This window comes from Akkermansia sp. BCRC 18949 (genome assembly GCF_045011645.1).
Lineage (GTDB): Bacteria > Verrucomicrobiota > Verrucomicrobiia > Verrucomicrobiales > Akkermansiaceae > Akkermansia > Akkermansia massiliensis.
Window position 1 is genome coordinate 470,856 of the sequence record NZ_CP123619.1, and the last position, 18,361, is coordinate 489,216.

15 protein-coding genes are annotated in these 18,361 nt (G+C 61.6%); 4 read left to right on the forward strand and 11 right to left on the reverse strand.

Going from position 1 to position 18,361, the window contains the following annotated elements; genetic code table 11:
* Nucleotides 1-118 precede the first annotated feature (118 nt).
* The 3 genes from P8A25_RS01925 (at nt 119) to P8A25_RS01935 (ending at nt 2,875) form a co-directional block, all read left to right on the forward strand.
* Entirely contained in the window at nt 119-706 is a 588-nt protein-coding gene (locus P8A25_RS01925; protein ID WP_022397568.1) for a DJ-1/PfpI family protein, read from the forward strand.
* A 116-nt stretch (nt 707-822) separates the two neighbouring features.
* Entirely contained in the window at nt 823-1,581 is a 759-nt protein-coding gene (proB, locus tag P8A25_RS01930; RefSeq protein ID WP_022397567.1) for a glutamate 5-kinase, read from the forward strand.
* Nucleotides 1,582-1,591: 10 nt separating this feature from the next.
* A complete protein-coding gene (locus P8A25_RS01935; RefSeq protein ID WP_251828056.1) occupies nt 1,592-2,875 on the forward strand; it encodes a glutamate-5-semialdehyde dehydrogenase in 1,284 nt (427 codons plus the stop codon).
* An 83-nt stretch (nt 2,876-2,958) separates the two neighbouring features.
* Here the strand turns inward: P8A25_RS01935 and P8A25_RS01940 are convergent, their stop codons facing one another.
* From P8A25_RS01940 to P8A25_RS01980, 9 genes are all read right to left on the reverse strand, one after another.
* A complete protein-coding gene (locus tag P8A25_RS01940; protein WP_404838744.1) occupies nt 2,959-8,784 on the reverse strand; it encodes an autotransporter domain-containing protein in 5,826 nt (1,941 codons plus the stop codon).
* Between the two features lie 202 nt (nt 8,785-8,986).
* Nucleotides 8,987-9,814: a serine O-acetyltransferase gene (gene cysE, locus P8A25_RS01945; RefSeq protein WP_022397562.1), complete on the reverse strand. Its 828-nt coding sequence runs from the start codon at nt 9,812-9,814 to the stop codon at nt 8,987-8,989.
* 135 nt (nt 9,815-9,949) lie between these two features.
* A complete protein-coding gene (locus P8A25_RS01950; RefSeq protein WP_022397561.1) occupies nt 9,950-10,414 on the reverse strand; it encodes a DoxX family protein in 465 nt (154 codons plus the stop codon).
* Between the two features lie 126 nt (nt 10,415-10,540).
* The gene (locus P8A25_RS01955) at nt 10,541-11,719 is read right to left on the reverse strand and encodes a prenyltransferase/squalene oxidase repeat-containing protein (RefSeq protein ID WP_102736844.1); all 1,179 of its coding nucleotides are present in this window, start codon (nt 11,717-11,719) and stop codon (nt 10,541-10,543) included.
* Nucleotides 11,720-11,725: 6 nt separating this feature from the next.
* On the reverse strand, nt 11,726-12,511 hold the full coding sequence (locus tag P8A25_RS01960) for a YdjY domain-containing protein (protein WP_022397559.1): 786 nt from the start codon (nt 12,509-12,511) through the stop codon (nt 11,726-11,728).
* Between the two features lie 112 nt (nt 12,512-12,623).
* Complete coding sequence (locus P8A25_RS01965; RefSeq protein ID WP_215443545.1) at nt 12,624-13,595, reverse strand: KpsF/GutQ family sugar-phosphate isomerase; 972 nt, start codon at nt 13,593-13,595, stop codon at nt 12,624-12,626.
* Nucleotides 13,596-13,631: 36 nt separating this feature from the next.
* Nucleotides 13,632-14,411, reverse strand: coding sequence for a HesA/MoeB/ThiF family protein (locus P8A25_RS01970; RefSeq protein ID WP_022397557.1), 780 nt, complete (start codon nt 14,409-14,411; stop codon nt 13,632-13,634).
* Nucleotides 14,412-14,425: 14 nt separating this feature from the next.
* Complete coding sequence (locus P8A25_RS01975) at nt 14,426-14,974, reverse strand: HdeD family acid-resistance protein (protein ID WP_102722689.1); 549 nt, start codon at nt 14,972-14,974, stop codon at nt 14,426-14,428.
* A 48-nt stretch (nt 14,975-15,022) separates the two neighbouring features.
* Entirely contained in the window at nt 15,023-15,955 is a 933-nt protein-coding gene (locus P8A25_RS01980; RefSeq protein ID WP_215443547.1) for a hypothetical protein, read from the reverse strand.
* A 65-nt stretch (nt 15,956-16,020) separates the two neighbouring features.
* Between P8A25_RS01980 and P8A25_RS01985 the strand changes: the two genes are divergently transcribed.
* A complete protein-coding gene (locus P8A25_RS01985; RefSeq protein WP_102736846.1) occupies nt 16,021-16,896 on the forward strand; it encodes an alpha/beta hydrolase in 876 nt (291 codons plus the stop codon).
* A gap of 121 nt (nt 16,897-17,017) precedes the next feature.
* Here the strand turns inward: P8A25_RS01985 and P8A25_RS01990 are convergent, their stop codons facing one another.
* Together P8A25_RS01990 and P8A25_RS01995 are read right to left on the reverse strand one after the other, a co-directional pair.
* Nucleotides 17,018-17,359 carry a hypothetical protein gene (locus P8A25_RS01990; RefSeq protein WP_102729996.1) on the reverse strand — a complete coding sequence of 114 codons (342 nt, stop codon included), beginning with the start codon at nt 17,357-17,359 and terminating at the stop codon, nt 17,018-17,020.
* 67 nt (nt 17,360-17,426) lie between these two features.
* Nucleotides 17,427-18,350, reverse strand: coding sequence for a hypothetical protein (locus tag P8A25_RS01995; RefSeq protein WP_215443549.1), 924 nt, complete (start codon nt 18,348-18,350; stop codon nt 17,427-17,429).
* Nucleotides 18,351-18,361: the final 11 nt, after the last annotated feature.

Sequence of the window (18,361 nt, forward strand, 5' to 3'; positions counted from 1 at the left end):
CCCGTTTTTTACCCGTTTGACGCAGCCAGGGGATTGATGGCCGTGAATTCCGGCAGGCAGGACACGGAATCGTGAAATATCAGGTGCGGAGGGAGGACGGATGGAGTAATGTGGCCTGGTGGATGTGAATGTGTTGCTTTTTGATGATTTTGAGACGCTGGATGCATTCGGCCCGGTGGAAGTGCTGGGCAAAGTAGAGGAATACCGGCTGCGTTATTTTTCCGAACATGGCGGAACCGTCGCAAGTGCTCAAAAGACGGTAATTGTCACTGAACCGGCCACGGAGGCGGACGGCGGCGGAATTTTAGTGGTTCCGGGAGGAAGGGGGACCCGCCGCCTGGCGGTTTTTCCGCCTTTCCTGCATTTTCTCCGGGGCATGGCGGACGATGCGGAGTATTGCCTGTCCGTCTGCACAGGGGCCGCGCTGCTGGCCGGCTGCGGCGCGCTGGACGGCAGAAGGGCGACTTCCAACAAGAAGTCTTTTGCATGGGTGAAGTCCGTCCGCGGCGCAGTCGGCTGGGAGGAACGTGCCCGGTGGGTGGCGGACGGGAAGTTTTATACTTCCTCCGGCGTTTCCGCCGGAATGGACATGGCCCTCGGGTTTGTGAGCGACCGGTTTGGCAGGTCACGGGCGGAGGGTATAGCGGAGCAGCTCGAATACGTGTGGAATGATGACTGCACCAGGGACGTGTTCGCGCGGAAATGAGGTTTTTTCATGGCTGGAATCGCTGCGCGGCCAGCGGAACCGCGGCATTGCGGGAAGAACGCGTTTTCTGCTTTCTGTGAGGAAAGAGCCTGTTATATCATGGAGGGCAGAAGTACATGAAAATCGTAGTTAAAGTAGGAACGGGCGTTCTGACCCGTGAGAACGGGACGCTGGATGGTTCTTCCATCGTGCATCTGGTCAGCGCGCTGGCGGACCTGATGCAGCAGGGCCACCAGGTGGTGCTGGTGAGCTCCGGGGCTGTGGGTTCCGGCGTGTCCGTCCTGGGGCTGCCGTCCTATCCGCAGGAGTTGTCCCTGAAGCAGGCATGCGCGGCCGTGGGGCAGACGCGGCTGATGCAGACGTATGAGAATCTTTTCAACCATTTTGACGTGGATGTGGCTCAGCTCCTGCTGACGGCAGAGGATTTGAAGCGCCGCCGCCACAACGTGCAGGCTACGGTGCTGCGCCTGTTTGAGTACGGAGGCATCATCCCGATCGTGAATGAGAACGACACCGTATCCGTGGAAGAGCTGAAGTTCGGGGATAACGACATTCTTTCCGTGCACATGGCGCGCCTGGTGGAGGCTGACGCGCTGTTTATCCTGACGAGCGTGGACGGCCTGTATCCCCCCGGAGGCAGCCGGGAAGCCATCATTCCCCGGGTGGAGGACGTGGATGCCGTGCTGGCGTTCGCAGAGGAGGACCGGGGCCGCTTTTCCATGGGCGGCATGAGCGCCAAGCTCCAGGCCATCCGGGAGGCCGTGAATGCGGGGACGGGCGTTTACATGCTGCACGGCCGCCATCCGGAACGCATCGCGCTGCTGCTGGAGGGGAAGGCGGAAGGAGCCGGAACGTATTTTGTACCGAAGGGATGAAGTTATGAAGATGGAGAATCCTCTTGAACCGGTGGGACGGGCCGCGCTGGCGGCTTCACGGGAGATGCTTGCCCTGGAGCCGCAAGAGAAGGCGCAGGCCCTGCGCCTGATGGCCGCAGGCGTTCGGAGCGCCGCGGAAAAGATTGTCCGGGAGAACGGCCTTGATATGGAAGAGGCCCGGAAGGGCGGCCGCAATGCCGCGTTTCTGGACAGGCTTCTCCTGACGCCGGAGCGCGTGGAGCACATGGCCCGCGGCATGGAGCAGGTGGCGGCCCTCCCTGATCCCGTGGGCGAATGCATCCGGGAGTGGACGCGCCCCAACGGCCTGCATATCCGCCAGGTGCGCGTTCCCCTGGGGGTCATCGGTTTTATTTACGAGAGCCGCGGCACCGTTACCTGCGATGCCGCCGCCCTGTGCCTGAAGTCCGGGAATGCCGTCATTCTGCGCGGCGGGAGCGAGTCCCTGCGGACCAACCGGGTTCTGGCGGAGGTTCTGCGCGCCGCGCTGAAGGAGTCCGCCGTCCCCGCGGACGCCGTGCAGCTTCTTGATTCCGGCAGCCGGGATGAGGTGCGGCAGTTGTGCGAGCTGGATTCTTTCCTGAACGTGGTCATTCCCAGGGGTGGAAAGGGGCTGATCCGCGCCGTGACGGAGTACGCCAGGGTTCCCGTGCTGAAGCATCTGGACGGCGTTTGCCACGTGTATGTGGACGCCGCAGCGGATTTGAAGATGGCCGTGAACGTGCTGGACGACTCCAAGACACAGCGCCCGGGCGTTTGCAATGCGGCGGAAACCCTGCTGGTGGACGCCGCCGCGGCGGAACGGTTCCTGCCGATGGCGGCGGAGCGCATGCGCCGGCGTGCCGTGGAATGCCGCGTGTGCGGGCGGAGCAGGCCGTTTTTCGGTCCGGAGGCCGTTCCTGCGGAGGAAAGGGATTGGTCTACGGAGTATGAAGACCTGATTCTCTCCGTGAAGGTGGTGGACGGCGTCCGGGATGCCGTAGAGCATATCAACCGCTACGGTTCCCATCACAGTGATTCCATCATCACGGAGGATGGAAAGGCCCGCGATTATTTCATGAGCCGGGTGGACAGCGCGTGCGTCTACCATAATTGCTCCACGCGGTTCAGCGACGGGGAGGAATTCGGCTTCGGCGCGGAGATAGGCATCGGGACGGACAAGTTTCATGCCCGCGGGCCAATGGCTCTGCGGGAGCTGACCTCCTACAAGTACGTCATTGAAGGCAGCGGGCAGATGAAGGACCCTTCCCGGATTCCGGGGGAAGACCGCGCCTGAACAGGCACGTCCGCAATCAGAAAGGGAGCACCGCAGCATGGCCGCGATGCTCCCCGCTTGTACACACCCCTGAAGAAGTCCCGTTAGAAAGTCAGCCTGTAGCCGATGCTTCCGTTGAAGCTGGTGGCGCGGCTGCGGAAGTCCGCATTGACATCCGCAAAAATGGAGCTGGTGTAACCCACCGGAATGGTGATGCCCGCGCCTGCCTGCACGCCGGTAGCTCCTTCCCTGGCTCCGTTCACGCGGAATCCTGCGCCGGGCACGCCGGCGGGCGACAGCGCCGCCGTGGTTTTCCGGTCGCCCAGGAGCTGGACAACCTGCACCCGCAGTTCACCCATGGACGCGCGGCCCGTCAGGTTGCTGGAGAGCTCTCCGCGGAGCCTCGCCCCCAGTCCCACGGTGCCGTAGGTGGAATCCATGTCGTCCACGCTCATGCCCAGGCCCCCTGATTCCGTGAAGCCGTCCATCCGGCTCTTGTACACGGAGGCGTTCACCAGGGGCTGGAACGCGGAGGTTTTGTTTTCATCCAGGTACAGGTCATACGTGCCTTCATAAAAGGCGCCGTAGCTGCTGCCGCTGGTGCTGCCGTGCATGGCGTACATGCCGGCTCCGGGGATGCCTGCGGTGCGGTCCAGGGAAGCGTCGTTCCATCCGTAGGTGAGGATGACGTTGTGCGCCCAGCGGCCCGACTGGATGCGGAAGAACAGATTGCCGTAGTAGGAGTCCAGGTCTCCGTTCGCCATGTAGGCGTCCAGGTCGCCATAGCTGGCGGAGAAGGCCGCTCCCCATACGAAGCTGTCGCTGCACGTTACGTCAAATCCGAAGGTGCCGCCCCAGGTGTTGAGCTTGTAGCCTGATTCGTCCATCCGGTCATCCAGTTTGCGGTAGCCGCCTTCCCCTTCAATCCAGGCGTTGAAGCAGGGCAGGTCATCGTTGATGTACTGCGGGGAGGCTCCCATCTGGGAGAGGCGGTTGCGCAGGTGGAGCACCTGGTCCCGGAGGGCTCCCTTCTGGGCGGAGTGCAGGGCGGTGACGCCGCTGCCCGCATAGGAGGAGAGGGCGGATTGAAGGGCGCCAGTGTCCCCCATGGCCTGGGCGGTGCCCACGGCATTGAGGAATTCCATCATGGCCGGGGTGATGCTTCCGGGGGAGGAGGTGACGGCCCACAGGCTGTCCACCGCGGCTCTCTGGTTTTCCGTGGAGGCGAAGTCCTTCAGCGGGCTGTCTCCCAGTTTGGTGAAGTGGACCTGGAACAGCTTGCCGTCGTCGGAGAGTATCTTGCTGATGTCATAGACGAGGTTGGCGAAGCCGGCATAAGTCAGGTTCACCATGTCCGCCGTCCAGGTTTCCCCGTTTGCCGTGGCCAGGCCGTTTTCCGCATAGAAGGCGTTGATGGTGAATTCCGGCAGGATGGCCCAGTCTCCCGCGGTACCCAGGCCGTAAATGTTGACGTTGATGGATGGGTCCGCCCCGTTGATGCGGATGGAGCCGTTTTCCGCCTTCACGGCGGCCCAGGCGTTGTCCGCGCTGCGGGCCAGCGTTTCCGTATTGACGGTGAGGTCCAGGGAAGCGCCGGAGTCCAGATCGGCCGCCACTCCGCCGTTGCTGCCGGTCAGCACGAGCTGGACCGCCCGCTGGTTGGGATTGCCGCCCAGGTATAGTTTGCCGTTGGAGGCGATGGAGAGCGTGTTGGCCGTGGTATTGTTCATCAGGGAGAGGTCCGCCGTGGCGTCCAGGTCGGAGGCGTCCCGGGTGTTGCTGCCGATGGAAATGTCCCTGTAGGTCATGGAGCCGTCCGCGGCCAGGTCCTTGTCTCCCAGGACGAGGTGGCCGCCCGCCCGGGTATGGCTGACGTCCACGCCGCCATTCCCGGAGGAAAGGATGATCTGCGTGCCTTCGCCCCGGTGGGTGATGGCTCCCGTGCCGGTGATATCCCCCTTGAAGGAGTAGGTTTTCCCGTCGTTGGAGGCCAGTTCCAGACGTCCGTTTGCCCCCAGGTGGAGCGCGCCGTTTTCCTGCTCCTGGTGGAGCCCTTCCAGCGCGATCGTGGAGCCGTCCTGCAGGCGCAGGCTGCCGCCCCCCAGATGGAGCAGCACGTCTTCGCCCAGATTGCTGTCCGTGCCTAGAATCAGGTTGCAATTGTCCAGTTTCAGGGTGCCGGAGCCGGTGACGCTTGCGTGGAGCGTCAGGTCTGAAAGAGTGTCTCTGGCGATGGTGAGCAGGGCGCCCCCGTTCAGGGTGATGGAGCCGGAGCCCGCCAGATCCCCGGCGGCCAGGGAGGCGGAGTTCAGCGTCAGCGCGGCATCCTGTTCCACGTTCAGGGCGCCGGAGATGATGGAACTTTCCTTCGTGTTCTGGAGCACGAGTTCTCCCTGCTGCACGTCCAGAGCGGAGGCGGTCACCCTGCCGTCAACGGTCAGCCTCTGTTCACCGTCCTTGACGAGCTGCGCCGCTCCTTCAATGGAACCCGCGTAAGCGGTGTTGCCTGGTTTGTCCGGATCTGCGGAGGTTTCATTCAGCAGCGTGATGATCACGTCGCTGTCCGTTCCCGTGTTCACGACGGCACCGGCTTCCGTGCCGGCCAGATAGCGGATGGTGGTTGTTTTGTCTTCCGGCGCAGTGGCCGCGGACAGGTCGATGTTCAGCGTTCCGTTGTTGGTGACGCTGGGGGTTGCCCCCAGGGTGCTGGCGGAGGTGACGTTTTTGGAAGCTCCCTTGTCAATGACCATGGCGTCCAGCTGGCCGAAGGAGATGATTACCTGGCCGCCTTCCGTCCGGGTAATGTCCCACGCCATGCCGTTGTATTCGCTCAGCGTGATGTGGTTGGTATCCGCGTGCAGGGCGGCGTTGGTGACGTGGAAGGCGTAGTCCCCCGGAGCGGCGAGCAGCGCCACGGCATCCGCCGTCAGCGTCAGGGTCAGGTTCCCCAGGGTCAGAGTGGAATTAGCCGCGTCATTGAACTGGATGATTCCCGTGCCGTCCGCGCCCATGTTGGCGGCGGAAAGCCTCAATTGCGTGTCGGAGCCGGACAGGTCCGCATGGCCCGTCAGGCCGGAAATGGTTCCTGTGCCGCTGCCCATGTTGATGGAGTTCAGCTTGCTTCCGTCCAGGCCGCCCAGGTTGACGTTCCCGGTGATGCCGGAGACGGAGACGCTCCCGGCGCCCAGCCCCGCCGTATTGGCGAGCGCCCCCGCGGAGATGGATATTTTCCCGGAGACGGCCTGCCCGGCCAGGTCCAGCGTTCCCCCTTCCACCCAATAGGTTCCGGTTCCGGTGTCTGCGGATTTGAGGGTCAGGTTGTGCGAGGTGCGAATCGTGCCGTTGTTGGTGATGTCCAGCGTGGCTCCCTGGTCCTGGTTGAACCGGAGGGCGGAGCCTGCATCCACGGTCAGGGAGGCGACCGTATTGCCCAGGGCCTTGTCCAGCGCAAGGTCCGAATTTCCGGTGACCTGCACCTTGTCAAAGTTCTGGAGCGTTCCGAGGAAGCCGGTAGTGTAGTGGTCGAAGACGAGCTTCTTCTCCCCGTTCACTGTTCCTCCCCCCTTGCCGTCGATGGTGCCGGCGTATTTGTCAAATTTGTGTTCGGAACCGTCTCCGGTGGTGGCGGCAATGTCCTTCAGGGTGATGGCGGTGCCTCCGTTGATGGTGCCGCTGGCCTTGTTGCCGCCGCACAGGAGCGTCCATGTCCAGTTGTCCCCGTCAGCCTTGCCCAGAATGGCGTCCGTGCCCGTGACGGTCAGGCTGGTTCCCTGGGAGATGGTGCCGTCCGTCTTGTTCCCGGCGTAGATTTCGTTCATGAACGTTCCGCCGTTGATGTAAAGGGAGGTGGAGCCGGAGATGGTTTTGTTTTCCGTGTAAAGGCCGCCGAAAATGCGGTGGGAGAATACGCCGTCATTGAACACTATGGTGATGTCCCCGTCCACGGCGGTGGCGTAGGCTCCCGCCACGGAGGTGCGGTTCGCCTCCCCGTTGGTGAAGGAGGTGTCATAGGTCCCGGTGGAGGAGGAGAATTCCAGGTAAATATCCCCGTGGACGGTGCCCCCGTTAACAGTGCCGAATACCGTGGATTTGCCAATGGCCCCTTCCGCCAGGCGCAGGTGGATGTCCCCGTACAGGTCGCCCGACGTGTGGCCTCCTATCCAGCCGTTATCGCTGCTGACGCCTTCCCCCAGCGTCACCCACAGGTCCTGGCGGCTGTCCGCGCTGCCATAGGCCCCGTTGTTGGCGTAAATGAATTTGGTGCTTCCCGTTCCCGTGATGCTGGCGATGTTGGAGTTGGTGCCGTTGCGGGCATTATACGTGGCATTGGCCCCGGCCGTAGCCACGGCGGTGGCGGCGGCGCCCGTTGTCCATTCGATCATGCCCGGCTTGAGGGCGGAGGAAGCTCCGCCGTTTGCCAGATAAAGGGCTTCCGGTCCGGTGATGCCGCTGGTGGAGGGCGCGTAGGAGAGGGAGCCGTCCAGCGCCAGATTGGACAGGATGGCGTCCAGCGTGCCGGAATAGCTGAAGGTGAGGCCGGAGGAGCTGCCCCCCGCCGCCGTCTGCGCCTCCCCGATGAGGACGTCCCCCAGCCAGATGTAGTAGCCCGCGTTCAGGCCGTGGGCGTTGTCCCCCGCCACGTAGGCCACGCGGATGGAATCCGCATTGGCGGACATGTCTTTGGAGTACAGGATGGTGCTTCCCCACTGGATGTACGCTTCATTGATGTTCAGCGTTCCGTTGCCCAGATTCAGGGAGAAGTTGTTCGTGGTGTCCCAGCCGCCCGTGGCGCCGTTGCCCAGGCGCAGGGTGAAATCCACCGTGTAGCCCTTGTCCTGCCCCTGGGAGGCTCCCCAGTTGTAAGTGAGGGTGCTGCTGCCGGATTTGTTGAAGTTGATCGTGTTGTTGGAGATGGTGACGTTATTGGCGGTAAAGCCCTTGGCCGTCAGCGTCTGCTGGGTGATGGAGGGCGTCTGGCCGAAGTTGACGCCCAGTTCGTGGGCGGCTTTCCTTTCCTGCCCGGCGGACCGGCCCGCGTACCCCATGCCCTTGGCCAGGTTGCCCGCCATCAGCAGGTCCCCCTGGGCGTTCGGGTGCAGGCCGTCCGCCGTGGGATTGTAGAACATGGAGCGCACCCCGTAGAAAGGGGTGGAGGAGGCCACGTCAATGATGCCCGCATTGATGTCAATGACTTTGACGCCGTTGGCGGCATTTTCTGCGCCCCATTCTTTCAGGGATTCGTTGTAGGTGGCTACGGCCTGGTGCGTTTCAGCCAGGTTCCCGTTGGAATGCTGCGTCCAGCAGGGGATGGTCATCACCAGAATGCTTGCGTGGCTGTTGGCGGTGCGGATGGAGGAGACGATGGAATCCATGTCGCTCAGCAGAAGGTAGGTGACCCCGTCCAGCCGCAGGTGCAGCGTACTGTTGTTGTTGTCGGAAAGGAGGTCGTTGGTGCCGGCGAGCAGGAAAAACGTGTCCGGCGTGTCGGCCCCGGTAAAGGTCTGGCCCGTGTAGGTTCCCCCCTGGGTTTTTTCCGTGCTCAGGCCCAGCCAGTTCTTGATGTTGGAGCCGTCAAACCGCCCGTAGCTGCTGCTGTTCGCCCTGCCGGCGATTTCATAGGTCCGCGCGCTGGCCGCGGAGGAATGGAGATTCTGGAAAATCCTGCCGCCGTAGGAGGTTCCCGCGGCCACTCCGCCGCTGTAGTTGCCGGTCATGATACCTTTTTCGGTATAGCTGATGCCGTTGTCTGCAAAAATTTTGTGCATGGCCCAGCGCCAGGAGCCGCTGTTGACGCCATGGGTGATGGAGTCCCCTACGTACATGACGTTGCCAAGGTTTCCGTCTGAAACAGAGGCGGAGGCCACGGTAGAGAACAGGGCGCTGCACGCAAGCAGGACGGACCTTAGAGAGAAGGGTAATCTTAAACGCATATCCTAGCAGTATGCGAATTAGGAATCCGGCCTCAACTCAAAATGTTGAAGTTTAGTGTATTATAAATTTCAATACATTGAGATTGAAATCATTGTGACACGTCTGGTCTTTTTGGAGCTTGCTTTTTCCCCTGATTTTTGCAGGGCTTGGGATTTGCCGTGTTTTTAGCAGTAACTGACGGATTCCTAATCCGTTGCAGGATTAGTCACAAAGGCACTGGTTCATGTCCAGCGCAGGGTTGTCCGGAATGGAGTCATTGACGATGACGGCGGGAACGCCCGCCACCGTGGTATGGGGAGGGACGTTTTCCAGGACGACGGAGCAGGCGGCGATTTTGGCGCAGGCGCCGATGGTGACCCTGCCCAGGATTTTGGCCCCCGCGCCGATCAGGACGCCGGATTCCACAATGGGGTGCCGGTCTCCTTCCTCCTTGCCCGTGCCGCCCAGCGTTACTTCATGCAGGATGGAGACGTTGTCGCGGATGATGGCGGTTTCCCCCACTACAAAGCTGGTGGCGTGGTCCAGCAGGATGCCGCAGCCGATGGTGGCCGCCGGGTGGATGTCCACCGCAAAGACTTCGCTGGCCAGGCTCTGGAACTGAAGGGCCATGATGGTGCGGCCGTGCTGCCACAGCCAGTGGGAGATGCGGTACGTGGTGATGGCGTGGAACCCCTTGTAGAAGAGCAGGGGTTCCAGCGGCGTGCGGCAGGCGGGGTCCCGGTCCACGATGGCGATCAGGTCGTTGGCGATCTGGCTGAGGATGTTCTGGTTTTCCGCCAGCGCCTCCCGGATGAGGGGTTCGATCAGTTCCCGCGGCATGTCCCGGCGGGAGAGCTTGCGCGCCAGCCGGGCAGAGATGGAGGTGGCCAGGGAATTGCGGGACAGGCAGACGTCGTCCAGAATGCCGCGCATGGCGGGTTCTTCCTCAGCCGCCTCGCGGGCGCATTCCACCACCCAGTCCCATACTCCGTTGATGATGCATTCGCAGTTGGTGCACTGCCGGAGTTTTGAGCGTTTCAGGCTGGTCATGGCGGAAGAAGGTGGAAAGGCAAAAGGAGCCGCCTTTCCCGAAGGGGAAGGCTGCACCCCCACAAGTACCAGAGTACGGCGGATTTGAGAACCGGAAAGTACGTCCTATGCCCAGCCGGGCATGACCTGCCTCCGTCAGCCGAAGATGACGTGCACGATGTCCATGCACCAGGCGTCCACGGACCACGGGCCGGGACCGGTCAGCAGCAGCGCCAGGGCGGAGCCGGCATAGAGCAGGTGGAATTCCACGCCTTCCCCGGCTTTTTTCCCGGACCAGTTGGCAAAGTAGCCGTTTTTAACGTGCTTGGTCATGGCGACGGCCATCATGATGATGACCGCGAGCGCAGCTATCCTGGTGAAGACGCCCAGCACCAGGCAGATGGGGGCGAAGAATTCCGTCAGCATGGCCACCTTGGCCAGGAAGGGGGGAATGCCCATTTTTTCCGTGAAGGCCTGGTACGTGCCGTCCCAGCCCGCTCCCCCGAACCAGCCCAGCACTTTCTGGGCTCCGTGCGGCCACAGGATCAGGGCCAGCGTCAGCCGAAGGACCAGCAACCCCCACGCCGCCGCAATAATGGTAATGGAATCAATGGTGTCCATGAATTTGAAATGGTTGAAGAAAAGACCCTTTTATTCCATGGGACGTTCATTTCCGGGCATGGAAAAGGCCGGAAAAGGAGGTCATTTCCTCCCTCTCCGGCCCTTGAAGTCAGGATGGCGCGTCCGTTACCGGGGAATGGAATGGTAAAGCTGTTCCAGCGCCAGCACGCAGTAGGAGGTCACCAGGACGGGGTCCGCCTCCCACCAGCGGTTGTTGGTGTTTACCCAGGAGCCGTCGCTCTTCTGGATGGAGATGAGCTTGTTGGCCAGTTCGTCACGCCAGTCCACCTTGCGGCCGTCTTCCAGCGTCAGGGTGTCTATTCCCATGGCGCTGAGAGCCTTGGACATGGCCTGGTAGTAGTAGTACAGGCCCTGAATGCCCATGCCGGGGTTTTCATCCAGGTTGTAGCTGTTTTCCAGCCATTTGAGGGCCAGCTTGACGCGGGGGTCGTTCTTGTCCACATTGGCGTAAATGAGGGATTGCATGCCCGCGTACGTCATGCTGCCGTAGGCCCTGGGCGGTTCCGCCTTGTCAAACGCGGCGCTTTTGCTGTCCCTGGCGCTGGCGACGCCCGGGCGGTACACGAAGCCGCCGAGCTGGGATTTGTCACTGGAGACCCAGGGTTCCTTGTTGACGGCTGGGTTCTGCTGGCAGCGGTTGATGAATTCCGTGGCGGCGTTCCAGTCCAGGTCCGGCTGTTCCCCGTATTTGCCGTCCTTGGCGAGCTTCTGGGAGTAGTAAATAGCTTCCAGGGCCAGGGAGGTGTTGGAAAGGTCTGCAATGGGAGGGGCCTTTTTATCCCCGTAGCCGATGCCGCCGTTGTAGGGGTTGTCCGGAGCGAAGTGGTTCTGCTGCTTGATGAGGTAGGCGCGGCCCTTGAGGATGGCGGGGGCGTATTCCTCCTTGTTGGCGGCCAGCAGGGCCATCATGCACACCGCGGTGTTGTAGGAGGACATGCCGCGGTTGAAGATGGAGCCGTCCTCCTTCTGGGATTTCAGGACGAAGTCATACCCCTTCCGGATGTATTCCGGGATGGGCTTGCCCTGGTTGGCGGGGTCGCGCATGTAGGCGGTGACCGCCAGGGCCGTCAGGGCCGGATAGGACGGCTGCGCCCAGTAGCCTTCCGGGTTCTGCTTGCTTTTCAGGTATTCGTTCCCTTTTTCAATGGCGCGCAGGATTTCCTGGCTGATGGAGGCGTATTTGGAGGCGGCCGCTTCTCCGGGAACGGCCGTCACGGTGGTCTGGCCGAAGGCGGCTGTGCCCAGCGCGGCGGCCAGCGTTAATGAAAGTGCGGATTTGAACATAATGTGCTATTGCTTGGGTTGAACCGGTTTCTGGGAGATGGTGACGGTGACGTTCGTGCCGGGGGGCAGGTTTTTCTTCGGGTTGACGATCCAGCCCGTGTCGTTGACGCCGTCATGAAAGTCGCCGATGTAGTTGATGGGGGAGGTGCGGCTCGCGAAGATGGAGATTACTTCTCCGCTCAGGCTGGCCTGGTAGGCCCCTTCGTAAAAGAAGGAGTTGGTGTAAAGCCAGTCATTGGGGTCCAGCCCCTTGCGGGTCTGGGAGTTCACGACCATGTCGGAAAAGTCGCTCTTCTGCTCCTTGCCGTTTTCCGTGTAGGTCATGGCGACCTGCACGTAGGAGTCCGCATAGTCCGCGGGCTTGGGCTCCGTGAAGGGGAGCCATTCAAAGTTTTCATCCCGCACCGGGAAGAATTTTTCAAAGCGGTGGAATTTGAGCAGCGTCATGCCCAGGCTGATGTGCAGGGGGTCCGCCTCCGTCACCAGCAGGGATTCATGCAGCTTGCCGTTGGGCATGCAGCAGATATATTCCAGAATGCCCTCCTGCATGTTGACCTGCGCCTGGAAGCTGACGGTGCGTTCCTTGTGGTTCACGATCACGTTGCCTATCTTGATGCGGTGCTCGTCCAGGGGTTCGAATTTGGGTACCGTCTTGCCGTCCGGCAGGGGGACTTCCCGGGGGGCCTCCTCCGGTGCGGGCGCATCCGGATCTCCCGCCGGGGCGGAAACGTCCTGCGCATGGGCAAAGCCCCAGGAGCAGGCAAGCAGGGTGATCGTAAATTTCAGGAACATGTTTATGGAAATTAGATTGTGAAAATGAAAGCTTCCGTTCAATGAAAAAGGCATCCGTGATTGATTTGTTACTTTTGAATCACGGATGCCTGGAAGGAATGATGGAGGGAGCCTAAACCAGTTTCAGCCTGGCAAGGTCCTGAAGGTCGACGATGCCCACGGGAGTCATTTCCGCGTTGAGCACCACCAGGTCGTCAATGTGGCGGTTGCTGACGGCCTTCACCGCCTCGGCGGCCAGGTCGTCTTCCATCACATAGATGGGGTTGCGGGTCATGAGGCCGCTGACGGGCTGCTCCCCGATGAGGGGATTGGCTCCGTACGCGCGGACGAAGTCTCCGTGGGTGAAGATGCCGGCCAGCTTGTTGTCCGCCGTCAGCAGGATGCAGGCGCCGGTGTGGGCGGTGGTCATCGCCTTCAGGCAGTCGTTCACGGAGGCGGTTTCCGGAAGGATGGCCATTTCCTTCCCCCGGCGCATGATGTCGCTCACCTTGGTGAGCAGCGCGCGGCCCAGGGAGCCGCCGGGGTGGCGTTTGGCGAAGTCCCGCGCGGTGAAGTGGCGCGCTTCCACCAGGGCCATGGCAAGGGCGTCCCCCATGACGAGCATGGCCGTGGTGCTGGAGGTGGGGGCCAGGTTCAGCGGGCAGGCTTCCCGGGAAACGCCCGTGTCCAGCACGATGTCCGAGTATTTGGCCAGGGAGGAGGCCGTATTGCCCGTCATGGAAATGATGGGCAGTTCAAAGCGTTTGATGAAAGGGAGCAGAGCCAGCAGTTCCGAGGTTTCCCCGGAGAAGGACATCGCGATGCAGACGTCGCCGTCCTGGACGATGCCCAGGTCCCCGTGCAGGGCGTTCAGGGAATCCAGCAGGACGGTGGGCGTTCCGGTGGAGTTCAGGGTGGCGACGATTTTGGCTCCGATGTTGCCGGATTTGCCTACGCCTACGATGACGATCTTGTTGCCGCGGTCCAGGGCCTGGGACATGAGTTCCACAGCCTGGTTGAAATTGTCATCCAGCCGGGACAGGACGCCGCGCAGCTCTTCAATCTCCATTTCAAAAACGGATTTGGCGCGTGTTAAATGATTCATATCTGGCGGGAATGATGCCAGATGCCCCCATGGCCGTCAATTTTTCATTGCGGCTCCGCGGTCCCCGTTTTTCCGGCACCTGCACGCGGGATTGGCTGCCAGCGGAATGGTGGTGAAGCGCATGCGCCGCGTGTCTGCGGAGAGCATGGCTCCCACCAGCGGAGAGGGGATGCCGGCCAGGTATTTCAGGGCTTCCATGGCCTGGATGCAGCCGATGATGCCCGCATGCGCGCCCAGGATGCCGGCGGCGGAGGCGGTGTCTTTCTCCTGCATGGGCGTGTCTGCCGGGAAGAGGCAGCGGTAGCACGCGGTGCCCTGGTGGGGGGCGAAGACGGCCACCTGGCCGATGAAGCCTTTCACGGCTCCGTGCACCAGCGGCAGGCGCAGGGCGCAAGCGGCGTCCGCCATGGCGAAGCGCGCCGCGTAGTTGTCCGAGGCGTCCAGGACCAGGTCGCACCCTTCCAGCAGGGAAACGGCGTTGTCCGGGGTGAGCCGCCTGTGGACCGTGTTGATGTGGACGGAAGGGTTCAGGGCGTACAGGCGCCTGGCGGCGCTGGCGGTCTTGGCCGTTCCCGCCGCATCCGTGGCATGCAGGATCTGCCGCTGGAGGTTGGAAAGGCAGACCTCGTCCGGGTCGATCAGGGTCAGCCGCCCCACGCCCGCGGCGGCAAGATAAAGGGCCGCGGGGGAGCCAAGCCCCCCGAGGCCCGTCAGGGCGACGTGCGCCCGTTTGAGTTTTTGCTGGCCCTGTTCGCCCAGTTCCGGAAGGGAAAGATGCCTTGCGTACCGTTCGGTTTCTTCCTGGGTGAGGGTCATTGCTGTCGTCGGGATTAACGGCGGGCGGAGTTGCCGCTGAAGGCGTACAGGAGCAGCGTCCATCCGGAGAAGATCAGTTCCACTGCGATCAGGGTGCCGATGAACCAGGCCGTGGATTCAGGCCAGCCGAAGATGACCATGAGGCCCAGGATCAGCGTGATGATCACGTTGAAGAGCCGCCAGCCGCTGGCGGGCAGGGAACGGGTCTGGAGCCAGATGGCCCCCTGGAAGACGGCGGCGATGACCAGGCCCCACCCGATGATGAGCGTGGTGATGGCCAGGGAAATATTGGGGTCCCGGAACAGGAACCAGCCGGCGATGCCGTACAGGATGGCCGTCACCAGGTTCCACCAGCGGGAGGACGGGACGGTGAAGACCTGGACCAGCCGGACGACGGCCAGGATCATCAGCATGATGCCGATCACCCAGATGAAGCTGGCCCCGACAATCCAGGGAGAGGCCAGGGCGATGAAGCCAAGAAATAGCTCGATGACGCCAAGGATACCCATCCACCATGAGTTGCCGGATACCGCGGAGCTGCTGACTTGAGGTTGAGTTGTCATATGGCGGTATGACCGGACCCGCGGCGGAAACGTTGAAGAATGACGATTTTATTTGCCGGCGGATGCCTGCGGCGGAGTGTTCTTCGGGTCCATGGTCTTCAGCAGCTCCGGAGTGACGTTGATCAGAACGGGGCCGCTTTTGGGGTGCGCCTGGGGGGGGACGAAGTAGGAAAAGGCCCTGGCGGGCAGTTGTCCCGGGATTTCCGGCATGATGTAAACCTCCACGAGAACGGCGCCCTTTTTGCCGTTAGGGCTGTCGGAAAACTTCAGCGTGAGGGAGTTGGTTCCGTCCCTTAGGCCGCCGGAAATGATTTCCGCCAGGCGCGTGTTGTCGAATTCATGCGGGGAAATGTTGTTTACGTTCGCCTTGACGGTGCGGCCGGGGCAGTCCACCAGAATTTTTGCGATGTATTTGGGCGGCGGGCAGACAGGCGGCACGGCGGGAATTTTTCCAAGGGGCTGGAAGCCGTCCTGCTCCATCAGGACGGTGGCGTCGCCGCGCTTGAGGCGTTCCTTGACGGCGGGCAGGCGGGTGAGGTTGAAGAAGCGCGCCTGGTCGTATTTCCATTTGCCGTTTTCATGGGTGAACAGCAGGACCAGGGCGTTGGAGTCCGTCGGTTCCTGGCCCAGCCCCAGGTCCACCTTGCCGTAGTAGGTGGCCGCGGCCGTGGGACCGTCCACCACGGAGCCCACGTACATCAGCGGGGCGAGCGCGGGCGGAGCCATGGGCTGCCGGAACAGGGAGGCGGGAAAGGAGCGTTTTTCAGAGACGGCCAGGTTGCGCACTTTCACCTGGCGGTAGGCGGAGGTGGTGGCTCTCCAGCCGTCATAGTTGCCGCGCAGCAGGTGCAGGCGCCATGTGTTGTAGGCTACGTCCAGATCGTCCCTCAGTTTGGCGTCTCCGGGCCGGGGGGCGGCGGAGGCGGGGGCGAGAAGAGCTGCGGCGCAGCAGGCCATGGTGAGAATGGAGCGGAAAGTCATTACACGATTATTTAGACATCAAACTTGCGCGGAGTGCAACACAATTGCATCATGAAGCCGTTCTTATGGAATTGTTCACGGAAGCCGATCATCTGGCGGAAGCCCGGTACAGGAAACTGTTGCGGGAACAGCCCGGCTTTGTGTGGAGGCGGTTTTCAGACGGTGAGGAGCTGATGGCCTACGTCTTTTTTCCTCCCGGCCATCGAGAGGGCGCTTCCGCGCCCTCCGTGCTGTTTTTTCACGGCGGCATGTGGGTGGGAAAGAGCCTGGGGGATTTTGTGCCATGGGCGCTTCACCTTGCCCAGCAGGGAATTGTGGGGATTATTCCCATGTTCCGTACGCGCGGCGCTTATGAGGTGGAGCCGATGGATATTCTGGAAGAGGGCCGGGAAGCCTGGGCCTGGGTGTATGAAAACGCCGCCCTGCTGGGGCTGGATCCGGCCCGCATTACCGTAGCGGGGAGCGATGCGGGAGGACTGATGGCCCTGCATGTGGCCCTCCCCGACCATCCCGCGCGCTGGTCCCTGTTCCGCAGGAAGGCTTCCCTTCCGCCCGGTCCCGCCGCCGTGGCCCTGTTCCGCGGCGTGTGCGACCTGGCGGCGCAGTCCGCCTTTAAACTGGGAGGCATGATGCCCCCTGACCAGCGGGATGCCGTCAATCCCCTGCGGCGCGTGCAGAAAGGGCTGCCTCCCCTGTTCGCGAGCCATGGCGGAAGGGACAGGCTGCTGCCGTGGCGCAACAGCGAGCGGCTGGCGGAGCTGTGGCGGAAAAAGAAAAACCGCTCCAGGTTTGAGCTTCTGGACGTGGCGGACCACACGTTTTACCATTTCAATGTAAATGCCGCCTATTTTGAGCAATTGCTCAACAGTTGGAGTTCCTTCATGGTGGAGCAGGGCATTTGGGAATATAACGAGGGAATGGACGCGGGCCTTCTCGGCTGAACATGCTGCGGAAATCCCGGAACGTTTTCCGGGTTATCCGGCCTTTTTCCGCGCGTCCTCTGTTCAGCGGCAGATGGGCCTTTCCATTTTTCGGCTGAGTAAAAACGAATGGGAAATGGCGTTATGGATGGTCTTTCATTTCCTTCATCCACTTTACCACCTTGTCTTTGTCACAACAGAAATAATGCTCTGGAGAAAGATCGTTTTCCGTCTCCATGAAGCGAGTATAGCTGTTAAAAACATTCAGCCAGTCAATACCATTTTTAAGAACCTCCGCGCCCTCTTCGTTCCGGGATGACAATTCGTCAGCAAAACGGATGGCCTCTTCATGAAATGATTCAAAGGTCTTAATGCTGTCAGACGAATAACATTCCTCTACAAGGAAGCCGTAGACCAGACATTCCGCTTTCCAACAAATCTCGGGAGATTCGGAAACATCACTATTGATAAACTTAAAAAACATTTCTTTGTTCTTATGGTTTCATATGCTGCAAGGCGTCCCGTCCCCCATGGTCCGGGGAGAGGCGGTTTTATTTCCGGCCGCCCAGCATGTTTTCCCGGATTTCCTGCATGTCCCGGCGGAACGCGGGCTGCGTCTGCGGGGTAGGCGGCTGGATATCCCATTCCTTCATCTTTTTGCGGACCTTGAGGAATGCCTCCTGCTCGCTGGCGCCGTATTTCTTGCAGACGGTGGAGAGGGTCAGTTCCGGTCCCGTGAAGCGGCCCTTGAGGAAGAAAGGCAGGTCGTGCTGCCAGGCGCGGCGGAAGTCCTCCGGGCATCCGTCCGTCCTGATGGGGGCGAACAGTTCCCTGACCTGGCTTTCCCGGATGCCCGCGGTGTTCATGCAGATGGCGGTTTCCATGTAGGCCAGCGTGAATTCCAGCATGACCCGTTCAATGGACTGCCTGGCCCGGGCCAGTTGGGCCGGGGTAAGGCCCATGACCTGGGCACGCAGGGCGGCCAGGGCTTCCAGGATGGCCTTGGGGTCACCGCAGGTGCGCGGATCCATGCGGGGGACTTGTTCATCCTCGTCGTAAAGGGGAATGGGCGGATGCACCCGGGAATTGATCTTGAACAGTTTGCCCTGGAGCCGTTCCCGGAGGTCCTTCAGGCTGACGCCGTACTTGCGCAGGACGGGCGCCGCGTAATTGCGCCCCGGCTTGTTCGTCTGCCGCAGCCATGCTTCCTGAAAATCAGCGGGGCATTGCTGAAGGCCCGCCGCCAGCATGGCGTTCCGGAAGTCCTCCGCCTTGGGCGTTTTATTGGCATAGGCGTGGGTCCATTCCATTTCCAGCATCCAGATGGCGGTGAGGCCCAGGAATTGTTCAATCGCCTGTTTGGCCTCTGCGGGTTCCGGTGCGGGAAGTCCCGCCGGAGCGGCGGCGGAGGACGGGATGTGCCAGCAGAACGGGAACAGCAGGGCGAAAGCCAGGAACGGGCGCAGCAGATGCATGGGGGGAAGGA